Here is a 25,383-nt window from a genome sequence, read left to right as displayed (position 1 = left end):
GGGGTTTTTTTGATGGGCAGAAAAAACTGAAAATTCCAGTATGTTTATAAAAATTCATCAAACCAGTTCAGGATGGCGTGAAGGCGTTCTACTCTAAGCTTCGGATGGCCGCTTCGGGACAGTTCATGGTTTTGATCTGGAAACCGGATGAATTTGACGGTTTTGCCTTTGTTTTTTAAGGTCACATAAAGCTGTTCCGCCTGTTCAATCGGACATCTGTAGTCCTTTTCGCTGTGCAGGATCAGGAGCGGAGTCTCAATTCTTGCGGCATATTTAAGCGGGGAGTGTTCCCACAGCATCATCGCGTCTTCCGGCATCGCACCACCTACCTCCGATTCAGTGAAGGAGGGTCCAATGTCACTTACTCCGGAAAAGCTGAGCCAATTGCTGATGGAACGCTGGGTAACAGCGGCTTTAAAACGATTGGTATGCCCGACGATCCAATTTGTCATAAACCCGCCATAGCTTCCTCCGGCTACACCCAGCCTGCTTGAATTTATAAAATCAAACTGCTCGATCGCTTTATCCACTGCACACATTAAATCTTTAAAATCGCCGCCTCCGTAATCCCCTCTGACTAAGTTCACAAAATCCTGTCCATACCCCTGGCTTCCCCTTGGATTCGTGTAGAGGATGACATAGCCCTTGGAGGCAAGGACCTGGAACTCATGAAAATACGTGTTGGCGTACATCATATGCGGCCCTCCGTGAATCTGGAGAATCACCGGGTATTTTTTTTCCGGATTCCAATCCGCCGGTTTCATCATCCAGCCGTGAATCGTCCAGCCGTCCTCTGCTTCTGTTTCAAATGGTTCAGGTTTTGATACAGCCGATTTTTGCAGCCATTCTTCATTTAAACGGGTCAGTTGGATAGAATCTCCTGTCTGAAAATCAACTTCAAATAATTCTGATGGGAATTCTGGTGTGCTGATGGCCAATACAGCTAAGTGATAACTTGGGTGCAGTCTCATGCCGCTCACATGCTCAGCTTCCATTCGTACAGGATACATCAGGCCTTCCACTGATCCATAATAAACTCCAGTGCTGCCCCGGTCTGATACGATCAGATAAAATCCTTTTGAGTCGGATGTCCATTGAATCCCCGGAAATACAGAACCATATATGGCATCTCCTGCTACAGCATCCCCGGCGTGCATATCCCATTCCCCCGTCAGACAAATCAGGGCTTCATTTGCCAAGTCATACAGCCAAAGCTTCTGAATGGTCGCACTTTTGTATTCCTTCTCATGGCCAAGAAAAGCTAAATACCTGCCATCCGGTGAAAATTGGGGCTCGCTGAAGATGCCTCTCCCCTCAGTTAGGTTTATATCCTGACCGGTCTGGAGGCTTCGCAGGTGAACATCTGCTGTCATCCCTTTGCCTGGCCGCTCCTCCGGATAGTGAATATAGGCAAGCCAATCCCGGGAAACTGCCGGGCTTGCTGCATCTCCTTCACACGTCAGGAACAGCTCTGTCTCTCCAGTTGTAAGATCGGCAATGAAAAGCTGATTTTTCCGGCCATGCAAGATTCCATCCGCATCCGATTTGTACCGCAGTTCTGTCAGCTCAAAAGGAATGGGGTGCTCAGGATTATGCAAAGAATTGCCTTTCAAGCTCTCCTCCCGTAAAAAAGAGGTGAACAGCACTCTCTGTTCATCCATCCATACAGGATTTTGCGCGCCGCTTTCTGAGCTGGTGATCTGCTTAGCTTCTCCGCCATCTGATTTTATTACGTATAGCTGAGGCTCTCCTGACCGGCTGGAGATGAAAGCAAGCTTGCCGTCAGGCGACCATCTTGGTGAATGGTTATTGCTCTGCCCGAAGGTCCATTGCTGCATCGAATAATCACTGCGGTCTATGACGAATAGATGGGAATGGTACGTATAGGATTCTTGATCAATGGATGCTTCCGAAAAGACGATTCTCTTTCCATCAGGTGAAAAGCGGGGATCAGCCGGAGTTTTCAGCCGGAATAAATCTTCAGGTGTGATTTTCTCTTTTTTCATCAGGACCACTCCCTTTTCTTCTCATTATACTTATTTCGGCCTCCGAAAGGGTTCTCTTTTATGTTTTTCACACAAAAAAAGACACGCTTCCGAATGCGTGCCTTTCCTTCATAAACTGCCGGTCGGATTAAAGCTTGAAAAACGCTCTACTGTGCTTCCATGGGCAGGCACATAGAGGCGATCCACTTCACAATCAGGAAACCGGAGGCTGAGTGCCCGGGCGATGCCTGCTCCCTCCCCTTCCTTCGCAAAACAAATGATAGCAGGACCTGCACCGCTTAAAGCGGCACCGTAGGCTCCTGCTTCTTTTGCAGCCAGCGAAGCCAGCTTTAATTCGGGTGTGAGGGTTCCTCTGTATGGCTGGTGAAAAAGATCCTTTTCCATCATTTTGCCCGCGAGCGGCCAGTTCCCCGTCATCAGCGCAGCTGTCAGCATATTGCCGACAGCTCCCGCCTCTACCGCTTTTTTGAAGGGCAAAGAGGCCGGCAGTACGTCTCTGGCATCTTTTGTGTACACTTTATAGGATGGGATGATTACAACCGGCTCCATTTTAAGCTCAGGAAGATGAACGAGGTGTGTCTCTTCCTCCTGATGGAGGCCTATAACCAGTCCTCCGTAGACAGATGCTCCAGCGTTGTCCGGGTGGTCTTCCTCCAGGCTCGCATACCTTGCCTTTTCTTCAAGCGTAAGTGCAAGTCCGCATAAAGCATCTGCAAGCTCTACGCCCGCTGTAATAGCGGCGGCACTGCTTCCAAGTCCTCTGGCTACGGGAATGTCACTCCATACCTTAACATGGCATGGGGGGAGGCTGGCTCCATAAGCTAAGGCTGTGCGCTCTGCCACTTGGCAGATCAGGTTATCCTTCCCTTCCGGCAATCCGGCGGTTTCCAGACTTTCTGATTCAAAATACCATTCTTCAGCTAATGATACCGTCAGGATTAAGAACCGGCTTAATGCGAGTCCGATGGAGTCAAAGCCCGGTCCCAGGTTGGCGGTGCTGCCGGGTACTTTAATCTTTAGCATCTCGCCTTCCTTCATACGGTTTGCACTCCTTCCAGCCGCTCCAGCATACTTGCTTCATCATTCGGTAGAGAAACCGGCTTTATTTCATTTCGGTCAATTGCCGTATTAGGGTCCTTGAGCCCATTTCCAGTCAGAACGGATACGACACGGATACCTTTAGGAAGATCGCCATTCCGGAGCTGTTTCATGACTCCTGCAATGGAAGCACATGAAGCAGGCTCCGCAAAAATCCCTTCTGTCCGGGCCAGCAATTTATAAGCTTCGACAATCTCCTCATCTGTCACCTCATCGATTTTTCCTCCGGACTGACTGGCTGCAGCAACAGCAAGATCCCAGCTTGCGGGATTGCCAATCCGGATTGCAGTCGCGATTGTCTCGGGCTGCTTAATCACTTCGTTCCGGACAATGGCGGCTGCTCCCTCTGCCTCAAAGCCTCTCATCTGAGGCAAGCCTGTTTGGTGCTTGCCGTTGTATTCTACAAACCCTTTCCAATACGCTGAAATATTTCCAGCATTGCCGACAGGGATGGATAAAACATCCGGGGCTCCGCCAAGAACATCGCACACTTCAAATGCAGCCGTTTTTTGTCCTTCAAGCCGGTAAGGATTGACAGAGTTGACGAGTGTAATCGGCAGTTTTTCACATACACTTCTTACAATCTTGAGTGCATCATCAAAATTTCCTGGAATTTCATAAATATCTGCCCCGTACATAACCGCCTGTGCAAGCTTTCCGAGAGCGATTTTCCCCTCCGGAATAACCACGATGCATTTCATTCCCGCTCTGGCAGCATAGGCGGCTGCGGCGGCCGATGTATTTCCCGTTGATGCGCACATGACAGTGCTGCTGCCTGACTCTTTCGCTTTTGCTGCAGCCAATACCATTCCCCGGTCCTTAAATGACCCGGTTGGATTGGTTCCTTCCGTCTTCACATACCAATCGATCCCGAATTGCTCTGAAAGGCTGGATAGCCGGATAAGCGGTGTATTTCCTTCATTAAGAGACAGAGAGGGGGTGCGGTCCGTTACCGGCAAATAGTCCTTATACGCTTTAAGCAATCCGCCCCAGCTCATACCCCGCCATTCCCTTCAACTCGATACGTGCTTTTCACCTGCGAAACAACCTCTAAATCGTCAAGCTGAGATTGAATTTCGTCAAAATCCTTTTGGGATGCGTGGTGTGTTACGATGACAATCTCTGCAAGTTCACTGTTCTTCAATGGAAGCTGCAGAATTTTTTCAAAGCTCACTCCGCGCTGGGAGAACAGGCCGGTAATCTTAGCGAGGGCGCCAACTTGATCCTTTACATGAATGCGGAGAAAATGCTGCGCAGAAATCTCCTCCGGTTCTTTCATCTGTTTCTCATATTGGGGAGCGACCGCACTTCTTCCATTTACTCCAAGTCTCATATTTTTCATGATACCCACTAGGTCAGACACCACCGCTGTAGCTGTCGGCATGCTGCCTGCGCCCGGTCCGTAAAACATGGTTTCCCCTACCGCTTCTCCATATACATAGACGGCGTTGTACTCGTCATTGACCGCTGAAAGCGGATGGTGGTCCGGGAGAAGCGTCGGCTCCACGCTTACTTCAATTCTGTTTGCCTGACGATGGGCAATGCCAATCAGCTTCATCGTGTATCCAAGCCGTTTGCTGTAGCTGATATCGTCATCCGAAACGGCTGATATCCCTCTTACTTGGACGTCCTGCAAATCAACGTTCATAGAAAAGCCAAGCCGTGCCAAAATCGCCATTTTCCTTGCTGCATCCAGCCCTTCCACATCTGCTGTCGGATCAGATTCGGCGTAGCCGAGATCCTGGGCTTCTTTCAGTACTTCAGCATATGGGCTGCCATGCTTGCTCATCTTTGTCAGGATAAAATTTGTTGTGCCGTTTACAATTCCCATCATTTTCGTGATCCGGTCAGATGCAAGACCATCCACAAGACTCCTGAGAATCGGGATGCCTCCAGCAACACTCGCTTCATAAAACAGGTCACACCCGTTAGTTGTAGCAGCAGCGAGCAGCTCTGATCCGTACAGAGCCATTAAATCCTTGTTGGCAGTGACAACCTGCTTCTTTTTATTCAGGGCTTCCAGCAAGTATTCTTTTGTTTGTTCAATCCCGCCCATTACTTCAATTAATACGTCGATCTTTGGATCCTGGATCACTTCATACGGATCTGTCGTAAGCAAAGAGGGGTCCACGTCAATCAGCCGCTGTTTGTCTTTTTCCCTGACAAGGATTTTTCTTATTTCAACCGGACAGCCTACAAGATGCATTAATTTGTCCTGATGTTCCCGAATGATTTTCACAACGCCGCTCCCAACCGTACCTAAACCAAGCAGTCCTACTTGAATTGCTTCCATGTACACGGTCTCCTCTCTTTTAAAAGCACAAATGTCCTCTTAAGAAGTACATTTGTATTTATGTAATAGACAATTTATATATAGTTGCATTATAAATCCCGTCATATTATTTTACAAGGCTGAATTTTCAGCTAACTAATCCTGTAAACGCTTCCGATAACGTCCCGCCTGATTTTACCAGTCTAAAAAAAACCTGCCCATATTGTACCGGGACAGGTTTACGCAAGCCAATGAAGGACGGGCAGCTGAATTCTGCGGGTTCTCATCGAGAGCATGCCTGAGTAGGATCTTAAAAATTGTTCATACTCTGAGGAGCGCTGAAGAAGTTCATGCAGCTTTTTCTCATAGTGAGGTTTATTGGAATCAGAAGCAAGATAATAATCCTCAATGCATTCAAAATAATGAATCGGAAAAAGCAGCCGGCTGTAAACAAGCCGCCAGGAAAAAGAAGACAGCGGAACCGTCCGGTCATAGTCGGCAAGGAAGCTGCCTCCCTCACGCTTTAAATCTTCTGGATGCTGAAGAAATTCATGCCGGAGGTACTCTGCAAGATCCCGGCTTGCGTGGTCAAAAACCCAGTCTGTTGGAAGCTTCATTGGATATTCCTTTTTCCAGACAGCGGAATGAAAGCGGTTGTGGCAGATCGTGGCAGAGTCTGATGCCTGCGGTTCATCATCCAGCTCGGTATCCACGAGGTACTGGATACCATTTTCTGCCAATCCAAGATAATAAGGGAAGGATTCAATAAACAGTTTTTCAAAATGGTCAAGCGGGTGTGCCTGAACCTTCCCTCTCCAAAACGCCTCAAGCTGATCGAGCCGCTTTTCCCATAATTCCTTCCACTGTCCTATCCGCTTCGTTTTATCGGCCTGATAAGGGAAGCTGCGGGCCCTTTGGTGAAACTGCGCCAGCTCTCTCCCAGTGGATTGGCTGCGGGAAACAAGCCGGTCCGGACATTTTAAGACGGCAAAGCGTTTCCCGTTTCTTTCTGCCGACAATGTTCCGGTTACGCTCGGCCAGAATGCTGCAACGTATGGTTCTCTTTTTTCCTGTAAATACTGACTCATATAATAAAGCTCATACAGCTCCTGTTCATCCATATGCTGGACAGGAATCAGCATTCCGATTGTACCGTGGATCCGGAAAGCATCATAGCTCCCGGCTTTAAATACTTCCGGCACCTGAAGCCCAAAGTGTTCTTTTAAGAAATCTTTCAGGGGGACCATCTCCGTTTCAGCAGTCTTACCCTATCCTAATCAGAGCCATAAAGGAATATGCTAATTTTTGATGGCGTTCGCTCACACCTTTTTCAGCAGAATGTATACCATAATAAGAAAATCTAATTTATTTTAAAGCTCTGTTAAAATTTGTGTTGATTACCGATGCCGGCATTCGTTTATCCAAGGGCGCTGTGCCTCCCAAGCGTGCAGCGTCTTCAGGAACTCACGCCTTCCGCTTCAGCCAGCAGGTGCAGCAAAAGCAGCATGAAGCTTTAACACAGCCATTTTTTATAGAAGATTAAAACAGATAGGATGATGCGGATGGAGAAGCGCAGCATGGATATAGTAGAAAAAAAAGCCCGTGAAATGATGGCAGCACGCGGAGTTCAAACAAAGGACATAGCAGAGCTTGTGTATTTTCTGCAAAAAAAATATCATCCTGAGCTAGAGCTGGATGACTGTCTGGCAAACGTAGAAAGAGTCCTTGCTAAGAGGGAAGTGCAAAATGCCATTTTAACAGGGATTCAGCTGGATATGCTCGCAGAAAAGAACATGCTTGAGGAACCGCTTCAAAGCATTATTGCAAGTGATGAGGGCTTATACGGGGTGGACGAGATTATGGCCTTTTCCATCGTCAACATATATGGCTCCATCGGGTTTACGAATTACGGCTACATTGATAAAGAAAAACCAGGGATTCTCCAATTTCTGAATGATAAATCGACGGGTATGTGCCATACCTTTCTTGACGATCTGGTCGGCGCAATTGCGGCTGCTGCATCGAGCAGGCTCGCGCACAGGGCTGCAAATACAGAGTAAAAGCCGGGAGGTATTCCCCGGCTTTTGTTAAATGCGGCTAAACCATTCCTCCAGGGAATGAACTGCATAAGTGGGCTGTATTTCCACTGCCTCAAGATGCTCCTTTAATGTTACCCCTGTGTGGACAATTAAGGTATCCATTCCAGTGCGGATTCCTGCCATAATATCCGTAGCATAATTGTCCCCTACCATTAATGTATCCTCTTTGGCTGTTCCGAGCACTTCGAGTGCCTGCTCCATAATAATTGGCTCAGGCTTGCCGATAAAAGTCGGTTCTATCCCGGTGGAAACAGCGATGACGGATGTTAAAGAGCCATTGCCGGGGAGCAATCCGCGTTCTGTGGGGATGGCGATGTCGCCGTTTGTCGAGATGAAGCGCGCGCCATTTCTGACCGCTAAGCAGGCTTTGGCCAGCTTCTCGTACGTAATTCCCCGGTCAATGCCGACTACTGCAAAATCTGCCGTCTCATCTCCCTCTTCAAAGCCTTTATCCGCGAGAGCCTCTCGGATTCCTTCTTCCCCAATGATATACACAGATCTTCCTGCCTTCTGTTCATCCATATAATTAGCGGTTGCCTGGGAAGTGGTGAAAACTTGCTCCGGCAAACATGGAATGTCAAAAGCATTCAATTTTTCCGCCACTTTTTCAGGAGTTGCAGAAGAATTGTTCGTAACAAATAAATACGGGATTTCTTTTTCCTTTAATAGCCTTACAAATTGTCCCGCTTCCTCAATCCGCTCCGTACCTTTATACATGGTCCCGTCCAGGTCAATTAAGTACCCTTTGTATGATTTCATGCTGCTCACTCCTCTAAAGCCGTTTGAAAAATTACTTCTTGAAGGCCGAAACCGGTCCAAGCTCGTTCAGCAAATACTTGCGGACTTTATCAGGAAATGCTTGCAGGACGGTAAACTGCCTTTGTAAAAGCTGTTCAAGCTGGCCGGTGTCAGCTGACAGATAGTCCTGAATAAGTGATTTTCTGAAAGCAACCAGCTCTTTCAAGCCGCCTTCATCCTCAGCACCGATTACTTTCTCATCAAGCAGAATGTCGATGATGTCCTCATAACTGCCTGGATCTCTCATAATAAATCCATCAATAAGTGCATTGCCCGTATCGAGTACACTTTCCATCAGCAAATGTCCAAGCCTTTGCAAAGCAAGCTTTTCCATCTTTGTCTCAAACGCTTCTGTTTCTGAAAAAAATCCTGTCAGTTCCTCCATCAGCTTCAGCGTCTCTTCTATTTTCCCCCGGTCTACAAAGTACATGCTGTCATCCCCTTCTAGAAGGCTACCCGTTCTTTTTGAAGCAATCCCGGCCTCGCATAAAAATATCCCTGGGCCAAGTCTACCCTGTTTCTTGTTAGTACATCCGCTTCTTCTTTCTTTTCTATCCCCTCGGCTACAACGAGTGATCCTGTCTCCCTGGCGATCAGCAGAAGCCCTTTCAGCATCGACTCCTTCACCCGGTTTGTATCAATGTTTTCAATAACTGAACGATCTATTTTGATAATATCAGGAAGAATTTCGCTGATTGTATGCAGACTTGCATAGCCCGCCCCCGTATCATCAACTGCAATCCGGATGCCCAAATCCCTGAGCCTCCGGATGTTTTCCATAAAAAATGCCATGCCCTCTATAGAGTCCCGCTCGGTAATTTCAAGGATAATTTGACGGGGGCTGACGCCGGGATGCCTTTCAAATGCTTTTAATACAGAGGCAGTGAACCGTTTGTTGCCAAGCGTCAGAGGGGTAAAATTAATGTAAATGTCCTCTGTGGTCCCCGTCTCTTCAATCATAAGCAGTGCTTTTTCCAAAATGAGCATTTCCAGCTCATACACCATATTGGTCTGTCTGGCTACTGAGAACAGCTGCAAAGGATTTTCAAGCGGCGTTCCTGCTGGTCCTCTTGTCAGCATTTCCCACGCCTTCACTTTTCCGGTATCCAGCTCAATGATCGGCTGAGCGAGCAGCATGATTTTCTGCTGCTGGACAATTTCCCTGATGGTTAGGACCATATCTATGTATTTGGAATGAACACGCTTCTCAGCCATTTCTGCAGCCTGCTGCTGAGCCTTCAGAATGGCATCATGAATAGATCCGCTTGCTCTGTCCACGAACATGTACCCGGACTCGCTTGTAAATTGGATGTAAGGATAGGAGGCAGAGAGCCATTTCTGCAGTTCAGAAACGAAGAAATGAATAAAATGCTCAATATGCGTAACGCTTTGTTTATTCTCCCCAATTTTCAGAAAGACGGTTAACCCTCTATTATAATAATCATGCACCACAAGTATATCATTCTGGAACACGGACGTCTCCAGTATGGCTTTTGACTCTTTTTTAAAGCTTTGACAAAATTCTTTTACCTGAGAGGGTTCAAGCTGCAAAGCAAAATCCTTCATATTGGTAAATTTAATCACAACCGCTGCCGTTTTTTCTCCGTTTTTAACTGCCTCAAATACACCTTCAAGAAGCGGGTTCCGTAAAGTGAACTGCGGCGGGAAATATTTCAAATAGGTATATGGTAGTAATATTTTGCTCCATTTATTAATCCGTTTCACATTTATAGTGCAAAATTCACGGAACATTTCCTCAGCCCTTCTAGTTATGAACTTATATATGATCACATTTTACCATAAACAAGCTCAAATCGGATTTTTTGAGAGAAAATTTCTGTTTTTCAATGGATCTCTTGTTTCTTTTGGTATAATTTTTTTAAAAGCCTGGAATTTTCTGTGAACACCATCTGCTATACCTTGATATTTAACCGGAAATCATAACAGGATTGGAGATGAAAAGGGATGGAGCGTTTTTTTCTTTATGATGACATGGTGGAGACGAAAACGAGGTTTGTCAGTTTTACAGGAGAGCACCAGCGTTTTGACCTTGCCCTCATGCAGACTGACCGGTTCTTTGGAAAAGCGATTGTATTAAACCTGCAAAGCAGCCGATTTGCCATTATTGGAGAAGATGATCTTGATGAGCCGGGCTACCTGGAACATGCTTTTCAGCTGTCTGAAGAAGAAGCGGAGGAGCTAAGGGATTTCCTCTTTGAGCTTGTTTGAGCTGTCCTGAAGCCTGTTTTAAACAGGTGAAGATAGGATTCATCCCCGCTTGCACTTCGCAGGAAGCGTTGGCAATTGGATAAAAAGGCTTCCTTCCGGTGAAAATAATTCTCGGAGGGATGAAAATGGACGAAAACAACGAAGAGTATCATGATTTTTCAAATGTTGAAGCGATGCGGAATTATATTCTTCCGGAAATTACTCCGGAAGGACCCTACGGCGCACCGAGAGGGAAGCATACGCCTGTGGAAAATAAAAGTTCGCCTTGGAAAAAGAACCAGCGTTACTACAGCGCTTTTAATTATGAAAATAAAAATCTTCATCAGGAACTTCCGCGCCAGCATCCAGGTGCGCATCCAACCCATGATGACCCGGATAAAAATGAACAGTAAAAAAAGAGCTTTCGCTTAAAGCGAGGCTCTTTTTTATTTACGGATTTTTCTTAACACAAAATAAGCACAGCCAAAATTGCAATACTCGTACAGATACTCATCAAGCGTGCTTATTTTTGTATCATACGATGCTTTTTGGTTCTGATCTTCAAAGAAGCCTTTTAAACGAAGCTGGCCATAGCCCCAGTCTCCGACAATGTAATCATATTTATTCAATATGTCCGAGTATCTGGCCTTAAATGCTTCCTCGTTGAAGCCATCACGCTCATTCTTGAAAATTTCATAATGAATATTCTGTACCGTTACCAATGGACAGCGCTCCTTATAGCGGACATTTGTTTCCTTTATCATATCTGATTTTTGCTTCTCCATCAATTACTAGGGAAAATTTGCTGAACTCTGGTTATCTTAAGGAAAGGAGGTGCAGAAGTATGAGAAGCTTCAGCAAGCAGATACTGATCCTTCCACTGATGACGATCCTGTTTTCAGGCTGCCAGATGAACGAAGAGGGGAAAAGCGATCTGACAGATGAGAATGGAAGCACCATTAATGTGGACGAAAACACAACTATGTATAAGAAAACGGAAAGTGACAGTAAAAAAACAAATAGGACGGAAAGCTTCGGCTATGTTCATCACAAGAGAAACACGCTGATGAAAAATGGCAAACAGACTGAATTTTACGCTATTGACCGCGAAGCACTTGCGGATACGGTAAGCGGGTTAACCGTTCAGCTGCCGGGCATTGAAGAAGCGGCTACTCTTGTTACAGACGAAGAAGTCCTTGTTGCATATCGCGGCAGCAGCAAAAACCGGAATGAAATGGCGGATATGGTCAGCAAAACAGGAATTTCTGCTGTTCCCCGCTATTATCATGTTTATATATCCGATAACGAGGCAGCGATCGACCAGCTCCAATCCTACCGCACGTTGGATTCCGAAAGCCCTGAAGCAGATGCCGTCCTGGCAAAGCTCATCCGGCAGATGCTTAAAGAATCCCCTCAGGGTAAAAGCTTGAATAAAGGCGAGAATGCAAACGGGGAAGGCTATGGAGAAACAAATGAGAGCCTGGATCAGGACATGAAGGATTCCTATGAGAAAACACGCTCCAACTAGGAATAAAACCGTTGATCGCACAACAGATGAACGTTCCCGCAAAGATTTGTGAATACTAATTTCCTTAACAGCAAAAAAGTGTCAGCTGCCTCAGCAGTGACACTTTTGTTTTATGCGTTTGCCTGTCTTTTCTTAGATGCTTCATTTACCTGTTCATCCGCATGATAGGAAGAACGGACCATCGGCCCTGCTTCACAATGGCTGAAGCCCTTTGTCATCGCAATTTCTTTAAGCTCTGCAAACTCATCCGGATGGTAGTATTTTTGAACCTTCAAGTGTTTTTTGGAAGGCTGCAGATACTGCCCGATCGTCATGATGTCTACATGGCTGGCACGCAGATCATCCATCGTTTGAATAATCTCTTCCTTCGTTTCGCCGAGACCGACCATTATTGAGCTCTTTGTTGGAATATCCGGCTGCAGCTCTTTAGAGCGCCGCAAAAGCTCCAGAGACCGCTGATATTTTGCACGCGCCCGCACTCTAGGTGTCAGACGTTCAACCGTCTCAATATTATGGTTCAGAATGTCAGGGCGGGCATCCATAAGCGTCTTCAAGTTTTCAAATGATCCGCCCATATCAGAAGGCAAAACCTCGACAGTGGTAAACGGGCTTTTTCTTCTAATCGCACGAACCGTTTCAGCAAATACCTGTGAACCGCCATCTTTCAGATCATCACGTGCTACTGCTGTAACAACCGCATGCTTCAGATTCATCAGAGCAACAGAATCAGCGACGCGTTCCGGCTCCTCAAGATCAAGCTCAGTCGGCAATCCGGTTTTTACTGCGCAAAAGCGGCATGCCCGCGTACAAACAGCACCTAAAATCATAAAGGTGGCTGTACGCCGAACCGCCCAACATTCATGAATATTCGGACATTTCGCTTCTTCACAGACCGTATTGAGATTTTTTTCTCTCATCATCTTCTTCAAGCCTGTATAATTCTCATTCGTATTCAGTTTTATTTTCAACCAGTCAGGTTTGCGTAAATGTTCTTCTTGTTTGACCAAAAAAATCATCTCCAGTATGTAGTCTTGTGAGTGAATGAAGCAAATGAAAACGTCACCACAATTGCGCATTTTCCCCAAGCATTTTTCTCCTACAACCTTCACTTTAACATAGAAAAGGATTGAACGACAAGGAAAACCGGACTTACTGTTTTTCTAAGATTTACTATTAATGAAATTTTTAAATGGCTTCAAACTATATGTAATGTAAACAGCCTGAAAGGAGGCTACTCATGTTTCGTTTAGCAGTTGCTGCCATGATTTTTTTGACTTTCTGCTTCCCGCCCGCTGCAGTTGCTTCTCAGACAGATGAAGAAGCTCAAATAAACACTCAGCGAACCCTGCTTTTCAAGGATATGGAGAAACGCACCCATATACCCTGGAAGCTCCTTGCTGCAGCAGATGAATTTGAACGGAATGTCCGTTTATCCAGAAGAGATCTGCCGAAGCAAACCGGATTAATCGGAATTTACATCCAGCCTGAGCGCTGGAGCGGACCGCTAAGCCCTGCACCTTCAGAAACAGACCCTGCGCGCATCCAGCTTTTTGGCGGGATAGGAAAAGACGGGAGTGGCGATGGAAAAGCTGATCCCGCCAATGATGAAGATGTTCTGTACTCCTACGCCTCTTTTCTGAGCCAGTATGGCAGAGGATTAGAAAACACAAAGATAGGCCTGTGGGATTATTACCAAAGAGACAAATCGGTGAGTCTGATCCTTGGCCATTTCAAAATTATCGATCGTGCTAACACTCTTAATTTAAGCGGCCGGTCTTTTCCCGTACCCCTTCGCTACAACTACAGCTATAAAAGCACATGGGGAGATGCACGGGGGTGGGGCGGACGGAGAATTCATGAAGGAACTGACTTATTCGCTGATTATGGTGTGCCCGTTCTGGCCACTTCCTATGGGATCGTTGAGATGAAGGGCTGGAACCGCTATGGAGGATGGAGAGTCGGGATCCGTGATATCCGGAATACGTATCATTATTACGGCCACCTTAACGGCTTCGCTAAAAATCTGCGTGAGGGAATGGTTGTGAAGCCGGGACAAGTAATTGGATCTGTAGGAAGCTCCGGCTATGGTCCTCCCGGAACAGCAGGAAAATTTCCGCCTCATTTGCATTATGGCATGTATAAGGATAACGGGCGGACAGAATGGTCATTTGACCCGTACCCTTATTTAAGAATATGGGAGCGGATGGATAAAAAGAAAAAGAAATAGGCTATGGGCTGCCTTCAGGCGTACAAAATGGAGACAAATGAGGAATAATCGGATTGTTCTATTGCTATGCTTTTCTTCTCACATTGAAAGTTCACAGGTCTCACTGACAGAGGAGGGCGATCGGAACCAAAGTTCCATTCTGCAATGGACGTCCTGAGCGAGAGGATTAGACTTAGTAAAGAAGTTTTGCATTTTTTAGGAAGAGTCCGCTTAAAAATGGCTAGTTCATTTTTTTGAAAAATGGATGAAGCGATGCGGTCAGAGCCTCGTTCAGGCCCCTAAATGGATATGGGGCCAGGCATTTGTCATTCCATGCTGCAAAAGCTCCAATACAAATGCTGTTTTTGTACTTGCTTAGAGGGACTTTCAAAGCCATTATCGGAGGCAAAAGACCATGCCCTGCTCATCGGCCGCTAATCCAGCTCAATGGATGGTGCCTGGCCTCCGCCATTATTGTAATAATCAGGTACGTCTCCAATGACCGATTTAAGATCTACTGGAATATTGGCCGTAACGGTTGTGCTTTTGCTTGAAAATGGAATAATCACACGCAGGTTAACTTTTACATGTATATTTATTTTTATTAGAGCATTGTTAATGCCGTATGGTTCCGCTATTATTTTGGAATCAGTCAAGGCATGGCCAATCATCTCAAAGCGAACTGGAATTCTGGGACCGGTATTTCCAAGCAGGACATTACCTGTCGTCTGCCCCAGCGGGATTTGGTAAATGAAATTTTCGGATGTATCACCTAGCTCTGGGATGTTCAACGTTTTCAGATTTCCTTTTTCAGCAAGGATGAGATTTTTTTGAAGATGGTCCGTATAGCTCGCCATCATTTTCCGGACTCCGGCGGCATCCAGGTCAATCAGTTTTCCTTCTTTATTTACGTCTGTCTGAATCAGCTTGCTTGGATCTCCCTCTTCCTCAAGCTGTTTCTTCAGAGCGTCATTGATGATAAGGGAAGCAATTTTTTGCGTTTCCGTTTCTGCGATACTCATAAGAACCGGCTGAATTTCCTTGTTCACAATGTATAACCCCGCTGCCGTGGAGAGGATGAAAAAAATAAAAGATAAGAGCAGAACGTAACGGAATGGCATTGCTCCTTTTTTAGGGAGACCTCTGCGGATTTTGGCCATAAAAAATACCCCCTTCACATGCTATATGTATGCATGCCAGGGGGGATGTACGCTACTAATTTTTCTATTACCGCATCAGCAGGAGCGCTTCCCTGCCTGTCATTCCCTCAGAAATACCGGATTTTGCTGCTTCAAATGTAATGGACTCAAGCGGGGCGTCAAGGAGTTCCTCAATCGTACGCACTCCAACGGCTCTGCCTGCAATAATTTCCCGGTCTTTAAGCTTATGATTCAGCAGAGATACATCTAATGCTCCGCAGGCAATATAGCCTTTATCGCTTGATACAGCCATGAAGTTTGTTTTAGGGAGCTTTACAGTGACGGCTGTGAACATATGACCTTCTAAAACAACGGGCGAAATGGTTACCACATTTCCACACTCCTTCCTGCTTAAAGCTTATGAGCAAAAAGGCTGGAAATGAATAGGAAAATGATCCGGTTACAGAGAGTTTTCTCCTGCAAGCGTCCATTCAAGCAAATCACGCATAAATTCCGGCATAAAATATTCCTTTTTCTTTGCATGCCCCATTACCGGATACAATGGACCGAGCGTGAACATATCTGCTGTTGCAATAGAATAGGTCCGGTCAGGATTCAAAGGCTTGCCATTCATATGAACAGAAGAAACGTGCTTACTCCCATCCTTGCCGTACTTATATTCTACGGATATCCCATCATATATCATTTTCCCCATAACCGTCCCCCTGAAGCCAAGTCCCTTTAATTTCAGCTGTTCCATTTCCTCTGTGGATGCCTGGCGGATGATTTCAAGAAGCTGGTCCCCCGGAAGCTCCACCCGGCATGGATTAATCGGATGGGGACAGATGCGGTGCAAATCCTTTCTGGTAACCGGTCCCTTCGGCAAAGACTCCAGAAGCATCCCGGCATTAATCATCGATGCATCTCCGCCGCACCAGGCATGGAGGCTCTTTGCCAGCAGGGCGGCAAATTCCGACTCCTCAAACCAGCGAATCGTAAGTTCCTCCTGAAGTTCCGCAATCGGGCTCTCCAGCAAAGCGATGCTATCAGCTAAATGTGCATTCAGCCTCTCCTCATCCTCGCTGCTTTTCATTCCCTCTGCCATCGATTGTACGGAAGCGGTTTGCTTTCTGATCTCCTTCGACTTTTCATCGTATTCAATCTCTACATGACCCGTATAGGCACCATACTTGCCTGCTCCGCACAGCAGCGATCGTCCAATCCACTTTCCATCTTCAAGTAAATGATGGGTGTGAGCGCCTAAAATGAGATTAAGCTCTGGAAATTGCTCTGCAAGCTTTTCATCGTCAGAAAGACCCAGGTGCGAAAGGATGATAAGATAATCCGAATGCTCTGCAGCATAAGGGAGAACCTCTTTCAGACTGTCAAATGGATCCTCTATGGACCATCCCAGTTTTTCATAAAAGGGCTTGTAATTAACCGTTACCCCAAGCAATCCAATCTTAAAGCCATCAGGCATGGTCAGGATCTCATATGGCTTGGCCCACTCAGGGCGGGAGCCGTCTTTGTAAAACAGGTTGGAAAGAATGACCGGAAATTTGGCCTGCTCATAGAGCTGATCAAGAGAATCATATGGCAGTGTAATTCCTTCATTGTTCCCGATTGTTGCAGCATCGTAACCTAAGTCATTCATCATCTCGATGTTCTTGCTGCCATAGGAAGCTTCACTGATCGGATGAAAACGGTCAACATGATCTCCTATATCAAACAGTAAACTGTATTCGCCGTCCTGATCATGCTTCTTTCTGCCGGATTTTACATAATGAGCAATCCGGGGCCAATTCTCAAAATGGCTGTGAAGGTCATTCGTATGATAAATATGCAGCTTCTTCATTTATTTCTCTCCTTCAGCCTCTTAACTGATTCCTTGCCAGATTAAACGGACTCCTACAATGACGAGGACAATTCTGAGCAATACAAGAATGGTTTTGCTCTTAAGTTTGTTATTAATATACGCGCCAAGCTTGCCCCCTCCATATGCACCGGGGATTAAAGCCAGCGCATACAGCCAGTTTACATTTCCCATAAAAGCATGAATCCCTGAACTCGCAATGGAAGAGAGGAAAATAATAAACATGGACGTACCGACTGCCACATGAGGGGGAAATAAAAAAAGCATAACCATAACAGGCACCATGAGTGATCCTCCGCCAATGCCAAACAGCCCGCCAAGGAAGCCAACTCCGAAGGCAGCAAAAATGCCCGCCAAAGGATGATAGGAATAGCGGATTTCTTTTCCTGCTTCATCTATGTAGATCCGTTCAATCCCCTTTACAGCAGCCCGGTCTGACGCCTTGACCTCTCTCACCTTAATCATAAGAACCGCGGCCATAGCAATCATGAAGATCCCAAACCATAAGGAAAAAGAATCTGCTGAAAAAGAGCGGTTAACCCATGCACCGGCGAGACTCCCGGGACCGCTGCCGAGAAAAAGAATCCAGCCGCTTTTGTAATCCACTCTTTTGTATTTCATATAGGCCAGAGTGGAGGATAGACCCGTGAAAATCAGCACAAACAGCGATGTCCCCACTGCTTCCTGCGGTGTAACTTCTGCTAGAAAGCCCGATAGAAAAAGAAGAGCCGGGACGATAATGATCCCTCCTCCCAATCCTACGAGACTGCCGAGCGTTCCTGCTGCTAAACCAAGTAAAACCAACACTGCCCATTCCATAGCGTATTCCTTCTTCCTCTTCTATTCAAAGTCCAGCAAATTCAGCTGCCTGGACGAAAGATTATCATAACGGATCCCGAGTATTCCGATCAAATCCAAAGCATTGCCTGCTGCATCCCCGCCTGAATTATTATTGAAAAGCACGAAGATTTCCTGTGAATCCTGTTCCAGCTCTTTCAGTTTTTCTGCCCATTCTTCTAATTCTTCCCGGCTATAAAGATACAAGTAGCGGACCTCTCTCCATTCTTCACCACTTCCGGTTTTGTTCCAGCCATGGACATTTCTTCCGTGAAACCGGACCAGCGTTTTAATAGAATCTGTAGGCACCGGTATGGCCGGAATGGATCCCTCCCCTGCCTGGGGCTCATCGCAAATGCTGTGGATCCAGCCTTCACTCCTCATAAAATCTAACGTACGCTCTTTCACATCCGCCTTAAACCAGGACTGGTTCCTGAACTCTAAAGCACAGGGGATATCATTCATACGCTGCTTGCACCAGCGCAAGTATTCCACGTTTTCCTTTTTACAATCAAACCATGGCGGAAATTGAAAAAGAACCATGGCGAGCTTACCCGCAGCCTTTAAGGGACACAAGGAACGGATAAAGGCCTCGAACATCTCTTCTTTTGTTTCAAAGGGAATCTCTCCCCTTTCATGCCCTGTCATCCCCTGATAGGCTTTGACAATAAATTGAAATCCCTCCGGGGTATCTTCAGCCCACTTCTTCATATTCCGCTCAGGCTGCACAGCGTAAAAACTGGCATCAATTTCGACTGCAGGAAAATAAGCGCTGTATTCCTTTAGCTTATCAGCAGGCTTTATCCCATCCGGATAGATGGAATCGTGATCACCCCAGCCCGTTACACCAATTTGAATCATCGCTTTTCCCCTTCCTGCATCCTATCATTTCATTATTATATCAAATGAAGCCCCCTATAAACAAAATCCCTGAGCTGTAACGATCCGGTCACAAAATAGACGGCCAAGTTCCCGGCGATTTGAGAGAAAGGACGTGATATACTATTGAGATAGGAGGGAGAACGTGAAAAAATACCTGATCATATCGGATATTCTCTTTTATCTAATATTGCCATATGCGATCTGGGAGTATGGAAAAGAACCGCTTGGATTTTATTACGCCATGCTTCTTTCCACTGTGCCAGGTATTCTTTATACCATATACCGCTTTTTCTCTGAGAAGCAGTTTAATGTAACCGGACTATTTATCATGGCTTCCTTGAGCATCAACACGATTATTGACCTTCTCTCTCAGAATGCAGAAAGAATGCAGCATAATAATGTATGGGTATCAATCGGCTTCGGCTTGTTCTGGATGGCTTCCATCGCAATAAAAAAACCGTTCGGGCTGTATTTAATGGCGGATATTGCCTTTCTCCAGGGACAAAAACGAGAAGACAGCCTGAAGCTTTATAATCGGCCGAAATTGCTGCCTCTCTTTTACCTATTGAGCTTTGTATTCGCTGTACAAAACTTCCTCAATGCTGCTCTCAGGGCATTCCTGCTCAACCTTTACGGCATTGCCCAATACGATAAAATTCTTTTCTTCATGAAGATTTACGGTTGGGTTTTTACGGTTATTATAATGATTGCCTTTGTTTATACAGGAATGAAGATCAGCGGTGAGACTCCGGGTCCGGATGATTCGGATAAGATGATAAATGGATGATTTAACGCGTTAAAAATGAGGGCTGTCCTGAAAGAATCTTCTCTCTCACCGGGCGGGTCCTAAGCTTCTTCATCCCATTGCGGTTGCGGGAATATCCCTTCCCCATGGAAAGCTGCCCTTCTGCTTCCATCTGCCCAAACAAAAACAGGGAAACGCTGGTATCCGTTTCCCTGTTTTTGTGATCGTGACTTTTTATTCTTTTTTATCGGCCTTTGCTTTAAAGACCTTCATTACTTCTTTTGCCGCATCGGCAATAAGCTTGTCGTTATATTCCGCATCTTTTTCATCCCTGTTTGAAAGAACAGCAAGAACAATCGGATCCCCTTTTGGCGGCCATATGACGGCTATGTCATTTCTCGTACCGTATGATCCCCCGCCTGTTTTATCAGCCACTTCCCAGCCTTTTGGGACACCCGCACGAATTAACTCATCTCCAGTCGTGTTATTCTTCATCCAATCCACTAGTAATTCCCTTTTATCAGCTGGCAATACATCTCCTAGTGCATAAGCCTGAAGACTCGATGCTAGTGCGCGCGCTGTACTGGTATCATGAGTTTCTCCTGGATTGACTTCATTTAGGTAGGGCTCATAACGCTGAGGGTTGGTAACATCATCACCGATCCCCTCTAACGCTTTTTTAAACCCAGCCGGTCCTCCCAGCTGTTTAAGAATAAGATTCCCAGCCGTGTTGTCACTGTAACGAAGGGAAGCATCGGAAAGCTCCTTGAGGGTCATTCCTTTATCAGCATATTTTTCTGTAATCGGACTGTAAGGGACAAGATCCTGCTGGGAATAGAGGATGGTTTGGTCAAGGTCTTCTATTGAATTCTGCTGCAAAAGCGCCCCAACGGCCAGAGCCTTATGAGTAGATGTATAAGCAAAACGCTCATCAGGCTGATAGCTTACAGTTTCGTTTGAACCGGTATCCACCGCAAATACACCGAGTTTGGCATCATATTTTTTTTCAAGCTTGGCAAAATGATGATTGGCCGGACATTGTTGTTTTTGGGACTTAGATTCAGCATCAACATTCTTATTTGTATACCCTGTAAGCACTGCACATGTAAGAAAAAACATTGCTGCAATCATTCCTAAAGGAAAAATCCTGTTCATCAAATAACCCTTTCTTTTTTGAAATTTTCACTAAATCAGAAGGCTGCATGACGGGCCCGGCTAAGTAATTTTCCTTACCTGATTCCTGATAATATTTCCATACAAAAAGCCCTGATATATCCACTATATCAGGGCTTTTGAATCATTAACCGATCGAACCTTCCATCTCGAACTTAATCAGACGGTTCATTTCAACGGCATATTCCATTGGAAGTTCTTTTGTAAATGGCTCGATGAAGCCCATTACGATCATTTCAGTTGCTTCTTCTTCAGAAATTCCGCGGCTCATAAGATAAAACAGCTGCTCTTCAGATACTTTCGAAACTTTCGCTTCGTGCTCTAAAGAAATGTTGTCGTTCAAAATTTCATTGTAAGGAATGGTATCTGATGTGGATTCATTATCCATAATCAGAGTATCGCACTCGATGTTGGAACGGGCGCCTTCCGCTTTGCGTCCAAAATGAACGATACCGCGATAGGTTACTTTTCCGCCCTGCTTGGAAATGGACTTCGATACAATGGTGGATGACGTATTCGGTGCAAGGTGGATCATTTTTGCTCCGGCATCCTGGTGCTGTCCTTTTCCTGCCAGTGCAATGGAAAGAGTCATTCCGCGTGCGCCTTCCCCTTTAAGAACCACGGCTGGATACTTCATAGTCAGCTTGGAGCCGATGTTACCATCGATCCATTCCATGGTTGCCTGTGCGTCGCAAACAGCGCGCTTTGTAACAAGGTTGAAGACGTTGTTTGCCCAGTTTTGAATCGTTGTATAACGGCAGTAGCCGCCTTTCTTAACAATGATTTCAACAACCGCACTGTGAAGGGAATTGGTTGTGTATACCGGTGCTGTACAGCCTTCTACGTAATGAACATGTGCACCTTCGTCAACGATAATCAGCGTTCTTTCAAATTGACCCATATTTTCGGAGTTGATGCGGAAATACGCCTGAAGCGGTGTATCCACCTTTACTCCTTTTGGAACATAAATGAAAGATCCGCCCGACCAAACCGCAGAGTTTAATGCTGAAAACTTGTTGTCGGTAGGAGGAATTACTTTGCCCCAGTGCTCGCGGAAAATATCTTCATTTTCTTTCAAAGCACTGTCCGTATCCTTAAATACGATTCCCATTTCTTCAAGGTCTTCCTTCATGTTGTGGTATACAACCTCAGATTCGTACTGCGCAGAAACACCGGCAAGGTATTTTTGCTCAGCTTCAGGAATCCCGAGCTTATCAAAAGTCCGCTTGATTTCCTCAGGGACTTCATCCCACGAACGCTCAGATTTTTCTGATGGTTTTACATAGTACGTAATTTCATCAAAATTAAGGGCATTTAAATCTCCGCCCCATTGAGGCATCGGCATATTGTAAAAATGTTCAAGTGATTTTAAACGGAAATCAAGCATCCACTGAGGCTCTTCCTTCATGCGCGAAATTTCTTCGACGATTTCTTTCGTTAAACCGCGCTTTGAACGGAAGATGGAGACGTCTTTATCAGAAAAGCCGTATTTGTAATCCCCAATATCAGGCATTTTTTTAGCCATCCGTCTTCACTCCTTTTTTCAGATTTTATAATAAATGTCACTGCCCTTGGCTTTGAACACCTTTTTCCATCGCTTTCCATGAGAGCGTCGCACATTTTATGCGGGCCGGGAATTTGGATACTCCTTGCAGAGCTTCGATATCCCCTAAGTCTATCGTATCATCGTATTCATTTCCTTGCATCATATCTGAAAAGATTTCTGACAGTTTTAAAGCCGTTTCAATATCCTGACCCTTGATTGCCTGGGTCATCATGGAGGCGGAAGCCATGGATATGGAGCATCCTTCGCCATCAAACTTCGCATCTGCGACTTTTCCGTCTTCAATCTTCATGGTCAGGTGAATCCGGTCCCCGCAGGTTGGATTGTTCATATCCACGGTCAGGCTATCCTCAAGAGAGCCTTTATTGCGGGGGTTTTTATAATGATCCATGATCACTTGGCGGTACAGTGTATCAAGATTTTGGTTGTTAAAAGACATTTGTGAAGTACTCCTTCGTTTTGATGAGCCCGCTGACGAGCTGATCAATGTCTTCCTCCGTGTTATAGAGATAGAAGCTCGCCCGGGCAGTCGCTGAAACATTCAGCCACTTCATAAGCGGCTGTGCACAGTGATGCCCCGCGCGGACTGCGATTCCCTCGGCATCCAAAACGGTAGCCACATCATGAGGATGCACATCCTCAATATTAAAGGTAACCAGACCTGCACGCTCTTTAGGTCCATAAATCGTAATTCCCTCAATATCGCTCATCTTCTCCATCGCATAGGCAGCAAGCTTATGCTCATGTTCAAGAATGCTGTCAAGACCGACGTCTTCCAGAAAATCAATAGCCGCCCCTAAACCGATGGCTCCCGCAATGATCGGCGTACCTGCTTCAAACTTCCAGGGAAGCTCTTTCCAAGTCGATTCATACAAACCGACGAAATCAATCATTTCACCGCCGAATTCGGCTGGTTCCATGTTTTCAAGAAGTGCCTTTTTCCCATAAAGAACTCCCGTGCCGGTGGGTCCGCACATTTTATGAGCTGAGAAAGCAAAGAAATCACAGTTCAAATCCTGAACATCCACACGCATATGCGGAGTGCTCTGCGCTCCATCCACAACCATAACAGCACCGTGCCTGTGGGCAATCGAACCAATCTCTTTTACAGGATTTATTGTGCCCAAAACGTTTGAAACCTGCATAACAGAGACGATTTTCGTATTTTCCGTAATCGTGTTCTCAGCATCTTCCAAAGAGATGGTTCCATCCTCCTGAAGGGGAATATACTTCAATTGGGCGCCCGTCGCTTTGGCTGCCTGCTGCCATGGAATCACGTTCGCATGGTGCTCCATATGGGTAATGACGATTTCATCGCCCTCTTTTAAATTCTCGCGGGCATAACTTAAGGCAACAATGTTTATTGCAGTTGTAGCTCCTCTAGTGAAGATTACCTCTTCAGATGAGGATGCATTTATGAATTTGCGGACCTTTTCTCTGGCTCCTTCATATCCGTCGGTTGCTTTTGTCCCGAGGGTATGAACACCGCGGTGCACATTTGAGTTATATTCCCGATAGTAAGCTGTCAATGCTTCAATCACTGCGAGCGGCTTTTGAGAAGTCGCTGCGCTGTCCAGATAAACAAGATCCCTTCCGTTGACTTTCTGGTCAAGAATCGGAAACTGTTTTTGGATGGATTGAATATCCATTATCTTACTTTCCTTTCAATCACTTCAACAAGCTGTTTTTTAACACCCTCAACCGGCATCTTCCTTACCACCGGATCAAGGAAGCCAAAAATAACAAGACGTTCTGCTTCAGCCTGTGATATCCCCCTGCTCATCAGATAGAATAGCTGGATCGGATCCACACGGCCAACGGAAGCAGCATGTCCGGCTGTTACATCGTCTTCATCAATTAACAGGATCGGGTTGGCATCTCCGCGGGCTTTTTCGCTAAGCATCAGCACACGGGATTCCTGCTCTGCATTGGATTTAGAAGCGCCAAGCTCAATTTTTCCGATACCGTTAAAAATGGAAGTGGCACTGTCTTTCATCACACCGTGTTTTAAAATGTAGCCTTCAGAGTGTTTTCCGAAGTGAACGACCTTTGTCGTAAAGTTCTGGGATTGTTCTCCCCGTCCTACTACGACAGTTTTGGTGTCCCCAAAAGATCCGTCCCCTACAAGATTGGTTACGTTTTCTGAAACCGTATTTCCGTCGTTCATCATGCCTAGAGCCCACTCGATCCGGGCATCCCGGCCAGCTACACCACGGCGATTTACATAGGAAGTAACATTTTTTGAAAGGGTGTCTACTGCCCCGTATGTTACGCGGGAATTGGTATTGGCAATTACTTCTGTCACGATATTGAAAATCGCTTCTTCCTCACCAACAGAAATATAATTCTCAACATATGTTACAGAGCTGTTATCTTCCGCAACGACTAGCACATGATTAAAGACAGCATTCGCTTTTTCGTGGATAAAAACCGCTTGAAGAGGTGCTTTTAACTCCACGTTTTTTGGTACATAGACAAATGTACCTCCATTTAAAAGGGCTGCGTGCAAAGCCGTGAGCTTATGCTCATCCGTCTTTACCCCGTCCTGCATGAAATATTTCTGAACAAGGCTGCCGTGCTCCTTAACGGCTGTGAAAATATCCGCCACGATCACTCCGTTTGCTTTTGCTTCTTCTGACAGCGAAACATAGGCTGGAGTATGATCTCGCTGAATGTAAAGGGTCTGGTCCTGGTCTTCAGAATCTACAAGGATTTTAACCGCTTCATCCAGTTCATCAAGAGATGTATACGCCTGGCTGTCAACGGTATGCCGGGTAAACTCTGTGAAGTTCCAGTTCTTAATATTCGTTTTATCCGGTTTTGGCATCGGAAGGTCTTCGGACTTCTCCATCGCCTGCAAGCGAAGGTTCTTCATCCAATCCGGTTCGCCGTTCTTAGCAGAAAAGCCGGCTACATAATCTTTATCGAATTTGATTTGCGTTTCCAAATTGAGCC

The 25,383-nt window shown here is 45.8% G+C and carries 26 protein-coding genes; 6 read left to right on the top strand and 20 right to left on the bottom strand.

All coding sequences use genetic code 11. The annotated features are described in order from the left end of the window. Positions 1 to 44 precede the first annotated feature (44 nt). The 5 genes from ACQCVE_RS09665 to yutH all read right to left on the bottom strand — a co-directional run bounded on the left by ACQCVE_RS09665 (position 45) and on the right by yutH (position 6,623). Entirely contained in the window at positions 45 to 2,006 is a 1,962-nt protein-coding gene (locus tag ACQCVE_RS09665; RefSeq protein WP_426862605.1) for a S9 family peptidase, read from the bottom strand. 108 nt (positions 2,007 to 2,114) lie between these two features. Further along, positions 2,115 to 3,044: a homoserine kinase gene (gene thrB / locus ACQCVE_RS09660; RefSeq protein WP_426842662.1), complete on the bottom strand. Its 930-nt coding sequence runs from the start codon at positions 3,042 to 3,044 to the stop codon at positions 2,115 to 2,117. After that, on the bottom strand, positions 3,041 to 4,102 hold the full coding sequence (gene thrC, locus ACQCVE_RS09655; RefSeq protein WP_426842663.1) for a threonine synthase: 1,062 nt from the start codon (positions 4,100 to 4,102) through the stop codon (positions 3,041 to 3,043). Before thrC ends, thrB begins: the two co-directional genes overlap by 4 nt. Continuing rightward, positions 4,099 to 5,397: a homoserine dehydrogenase gene (locus ACQCVE_RS09650; protein WP_426842664.1), complete on the bottom strand. Its 1,299-nt coding sequence runs from the start codon at positions 5,395 to 5,397 to the stop codon at positions 4,099 to 4,101. The genes thrC and ACQCVE_RS09650 overlap by 4 nt, the downstream gene beginning before the upstream one ends. 218 nt (positions 5,398 to 5,615) lie before the next feature. Continuing rightward, a complete protein-coding gene (gene yutH / locus ACQCVE_RS09645; protein ID WP_426842665.1) occupies positions 5,616 to 6,623 on the bottom strand; it encodes a spore coat putative kinase YutH in 1,008 nt (335 codons plus the stop codon). 315 nt (positions 6,624 to 6,938) lie between these two features. Here yutH and ACQCVE_RS09640 point away from each other — a divergent pair, with 315 nt between their 5' ends. Beyond that, positions 6,939 to 7,436, top strand: a complete 498-nt coding sequence (locus tag ACQCVE_RS09640) for a phosphatidylglycerophosphatase A family protein (protein WP_426842666.1) — start codon at positions 6,939 to 6,941, stop codon at positions 7,434 to 7,436. Between the two features lie 27 nt (positions 7,437 to 7,463). Here ACQCVE_RS09640 and ACQCVE_RS09635 read toward each other — a convergent pair whose 3' ends face one another. Genes ACQCVE_RS09635 through ACQCVE_RS09625 form a run of 3 tightly spaced genes read right to left on the bottom strand, consistent with a single transcriptional unit; the run spans position 7,464 to position 10,025 of the window. Further along, the gene (locus ACQCVE_RS09635; RefSeq protein WP_426842667.1) at positions 7,464 to 8,234 is read right to left on the bottom strand and encodes a TIGR01457 family HAD-type hydrolase; all 771 of its coding nucleotides are present in this window, start codon (positions 8,232 to 8,234) and stop codon (positions 7,464 to 7,466) included. A 31-nt stretch (positions 8,235 to 8,265) separates the two neighbouring features. Then, positions 8,266 to 8,703, bottom strand: a complete 438-nt coding sequence (locus ACQCVE_RS09630) for a DUF86 domain-containing protein (protein ID WP_426862604.1) — start codon at positions 8,701 to 8,703, stop codon at positions 8,266 to 8,268. A 14-nt stretch (positions 8,704 to 8,717) separates the two neighbouring features. Then, a complete protein-coding gene (locus ACQCVE_RS09625) occupies positions 8,718 to 10,025 on the bottom strand; it encodes an EAL domain-containing protein (RefSeq protein ID WP_426842669.1) in 1,308 nt (435 codons plus the stop codon). 213 nt (positions 10,026 to 10,238) lie between these two features. Here ACQCVE_RS09625 and ACQCVE_RS09620 point away from each other — a divergent pair, with 213 nt between their 5' ends. Together ACQCVE_RS09620 and ACQCVE_RS09615 are read left to right on the top strand one after the other, a co-directional pair. Continuing rightward, a complete protein-coding gene (locus tag ACQCVE_RS09620; protein WP_426842670.1) occupies positions 10,239 to 10,502 on the top strand; it encodes a DUF3055 domain-containing protein in 264 nt (87 codons plus the stop codon). A gap of 125 nt (positions 10,503 to 10,627) precedes the next feature. After that, positions 10,628 to 10,894, top strand: a complete 267-nt coding sequence (locus ACQCVE_RS09615; RefSeq protein WP_426842671.1) for a cytosolic protein — start codon at positions 10,628 to 10,630, stop codon at positions 10,892 to 10,894. 33 nt (positions 10,895 to 10,927) lie between these two features. On the opposite strand, the gene ACQCVE_RS09610 is transcribed toward ACQCVE_RS09615, so the two are convergent. Next, positions 10,928 to 11,203, bottom strand: a complete 276-nt coding sequence (locus ACQCVE_RS09610) for a YutD family protein (protein ID WP_426842672.1) — start codon at positions 11,201 to 11,203, stop codon at positions 10,928 to 10,930. A 122-nt stretch (positions 11,204 to 11,325) separates the two neighbouring features. On the opposite strand from ACQCVE_RS09610, the gene ACQCVE_RS09605 reads away from it, so the two are divergent. Continuing rightward, entirely contained in the window at positions 11,326 to 12,009 is a 684-nt protein-coding gene (locus tag ACQCVE_RS09605; RefSeq protein ID WP_426842673.1) for a YhcN/YlaJ family sporulation lipoprotein, read from the top strand. A gap of 110 nt (positions 12,010 to 12,119) precedes the next feature. Here ACQCVE_RS09605 and lipA read toward each other — a convergent pair whose 3' ends face one another. Beyond that, entirely contained in the window at positions 12,120 to 13,016 is an 897-nt protein-coding gene (lipA, locus tag ACQCVE_RS09600) for a lipoyl synthase (protein ID WP_426862602.1), read from the bottom strand. A gap of 230 nt (positions 13,017 to 13,246) precedes the next feature. On the opposite strand from lipA, the gene ACQCVE_RS09595 reads away from it, so the two are divergent. Then, positions 13,247 to 14,236: a M23 family metallopeptidase gene (locus ACQCVE_RS09595; protein WP_426862600.1), complete on the top strand. Its 990-nt coding sequence runs from the start codon at positions 13,247 to 13,249 to the stop codon at positions 14,234 to 14,236. A 413-nt stretch (positions 14,237 to 14,649) separates the two neighbouring features. Here ACQCVE_RS09595 and yunB read toward each other — a convergent pair whose 3' ends face one another. From yunB to ACQCVE_RS09570, 5 genes are all read right to left on the bottom strand, one after another. Next, positions 14,650 to 15,375: a sporulation protein YunB gene (yunB, locus tag ACQCVE_RS09590; RefSeq protein ID WP_426842676.1), complete on the bottom strand. Its 726-nt coding sequence runs from the start codon at positions 15,373 to 15,375 to the stop codon at positions 14,650 to 14,652. Positions 15,376 to 15,442: 67 nt separating this feature from the next. Then, positions 15,443 to 15,709 carry a YunC family protein gene (locus ACQCVE_RS09585; RefSeq protein ID WP_426843338.1) on the bottom strand — a complete coding sequence of 89 codons (267 nt, stop codon included), beginning with the start codon at positions 15,707 to 15,709 and terminating at the stop codon, positions 15,443 to 15,445. Positions 15,710 to 15,814: 105 nt separating this feature from the next. Next, a complete protein-coding gene (locus ACQCVE_RS09580) occupies positions 15,815 to 17,209 on the bottom strand; it encodes a bifunctional metallophosphatase/5'-nucleotidase (RefSeq protein ID WP_426842677.1) in 1,395 nt (464 codons plus the stop codon). 21 nt (positions 17,210 to 17,230) lie between these two features. Then, positions 17,231 to 18,046: a sulfite exporter TauE/SafE family protein gene (locus ACQCVE_RS09575; protein ID WP_426842678.1), complete on the bottom strand. Its 816-nt coding sequence runs from the start codon at positions 18,044 to 18,046 to the stop codon at positions 17,231 to 17,233. Between the two features lie 21 nt (positions 18,047 to 18,067). Continuing rightward, positions 18,068 to 18,925, bottom strand: a complete 858-nt coding sequence (locus ACQCVE_RS09570) for a DUF72 domain-containing protein (RefSeq protein ID WP_426842679.1) — start codon at positions 18,923 to 18,925, stop codon at positions 18,068 to 18,070. 163 nt (positions 18,926 to 19,088) lie between these two features. On the opposite strand from ACQCVE_RS09570, the gene ACQCVE_RS09565 reads away from it, so the two are divergent. After that, positions 19,089 to 19,733 carry a VC0807 family protein gene (locus tag ACQCVE_RS09565; protein ID WP_426842680.1) on the top strand — a complete coding sequence of 215 codons (645 nt, stop codon included), beginning with the start codon at positions 19,089 to 19,091 and terminating at the stop codon, positions 19,731 to 19,733. Positions 19,734 to 19,925: 192 nt separating this feature from the next. Here ACQCVE_RS09565 and bla read toward each other — a convergent pair whose 3' ends face one another. The 5 genes from bla to sufD form a co-directional block, all read right to left on the bottom strand. Further along, positions 19,926 to 20,846: a class A beta-lactamase gene (gene bla, locus ACQCVE_RS09560; RefSeq protein WP_426842681.1), complete on the bottom strand. Its 921-nt coding sequence runs from the start codon at positions 20,844 to 20,846 to the stop codon at positions 19,926 to 19,928. Positions 20,847 to 20,991: 145 nt separating this feature from the next. Further along, positions 20,992 to 22,389 carry a Fe-S cluster assembly protein SufB gene (gene sufB, locus ACQCVE_RS09555; protein WP_426842682.1) on the bottom strand — a complete coding sequence of 466 codons (1,398 nt, stop codon included), beginning with the start codon at positions 22,387 to 22,389 and terminating at the stop codon, positions 20,992 to 20,994. A 37-nt stretch (positions 22,390 to 22,426) separates the two neighbouring features. After that, entirely contained in the window at positions 22,427 to 22,867 is a 441-nt protein-coding gene (sufU, locus tag ACQCVE_RS09550) for a Fe-S cluster assembly sulfur transfer protein SufU (RefSeq protein ID WP_426842683.1), read from the bottom strand. Further along, positions 22,857 to 24,077 carry a cysteine desulfurase gene (locus ACQCVE_RS09545; protein WP_426842684.1) on the bottom strand — a complete coding sequence of 407 codons (1,221 nt, stop codon included), beginning with the start codon at positions 24,075 to 24,077 and terminating at the stop codon, positions 22,857 to 22,859. The genes sufU and ACQCVE_RS09545 overlap by 11 nt, the downstream gene beginning before the upstream one ends. Continuing rightward, entirely contained in the window at positions 24,077 to 25,375 is a 1,299-nt protein-coding gene (gene sufD / locus ACQCVE_RS09540) for a Fe-S cluster assembly protein SufD (RefSeq protein ID WP_426842685.1), read from the bottom strand. Before sufD ends, ACQCVE_RS09545 begins: the two co-directional genes overlap by 1 nt. Positions 25,376 to 25,383: the final 8 nt, after the last annotated feature.

The sequence above is a fragment of the Metabacillus sp. 113a genome, assembly GCF_050107635.1.
Classification (GTDB): domain Bacteria; phylum Bacillota; class Bacilli; order Bacillales; family Bacillaceae; genus Metabacillus_B.
The sequence above is the reverse complement of the archived record's forward strand: the minus strand, read 5'-3'. Positions and strand labels throughout refer to the sequence as shown.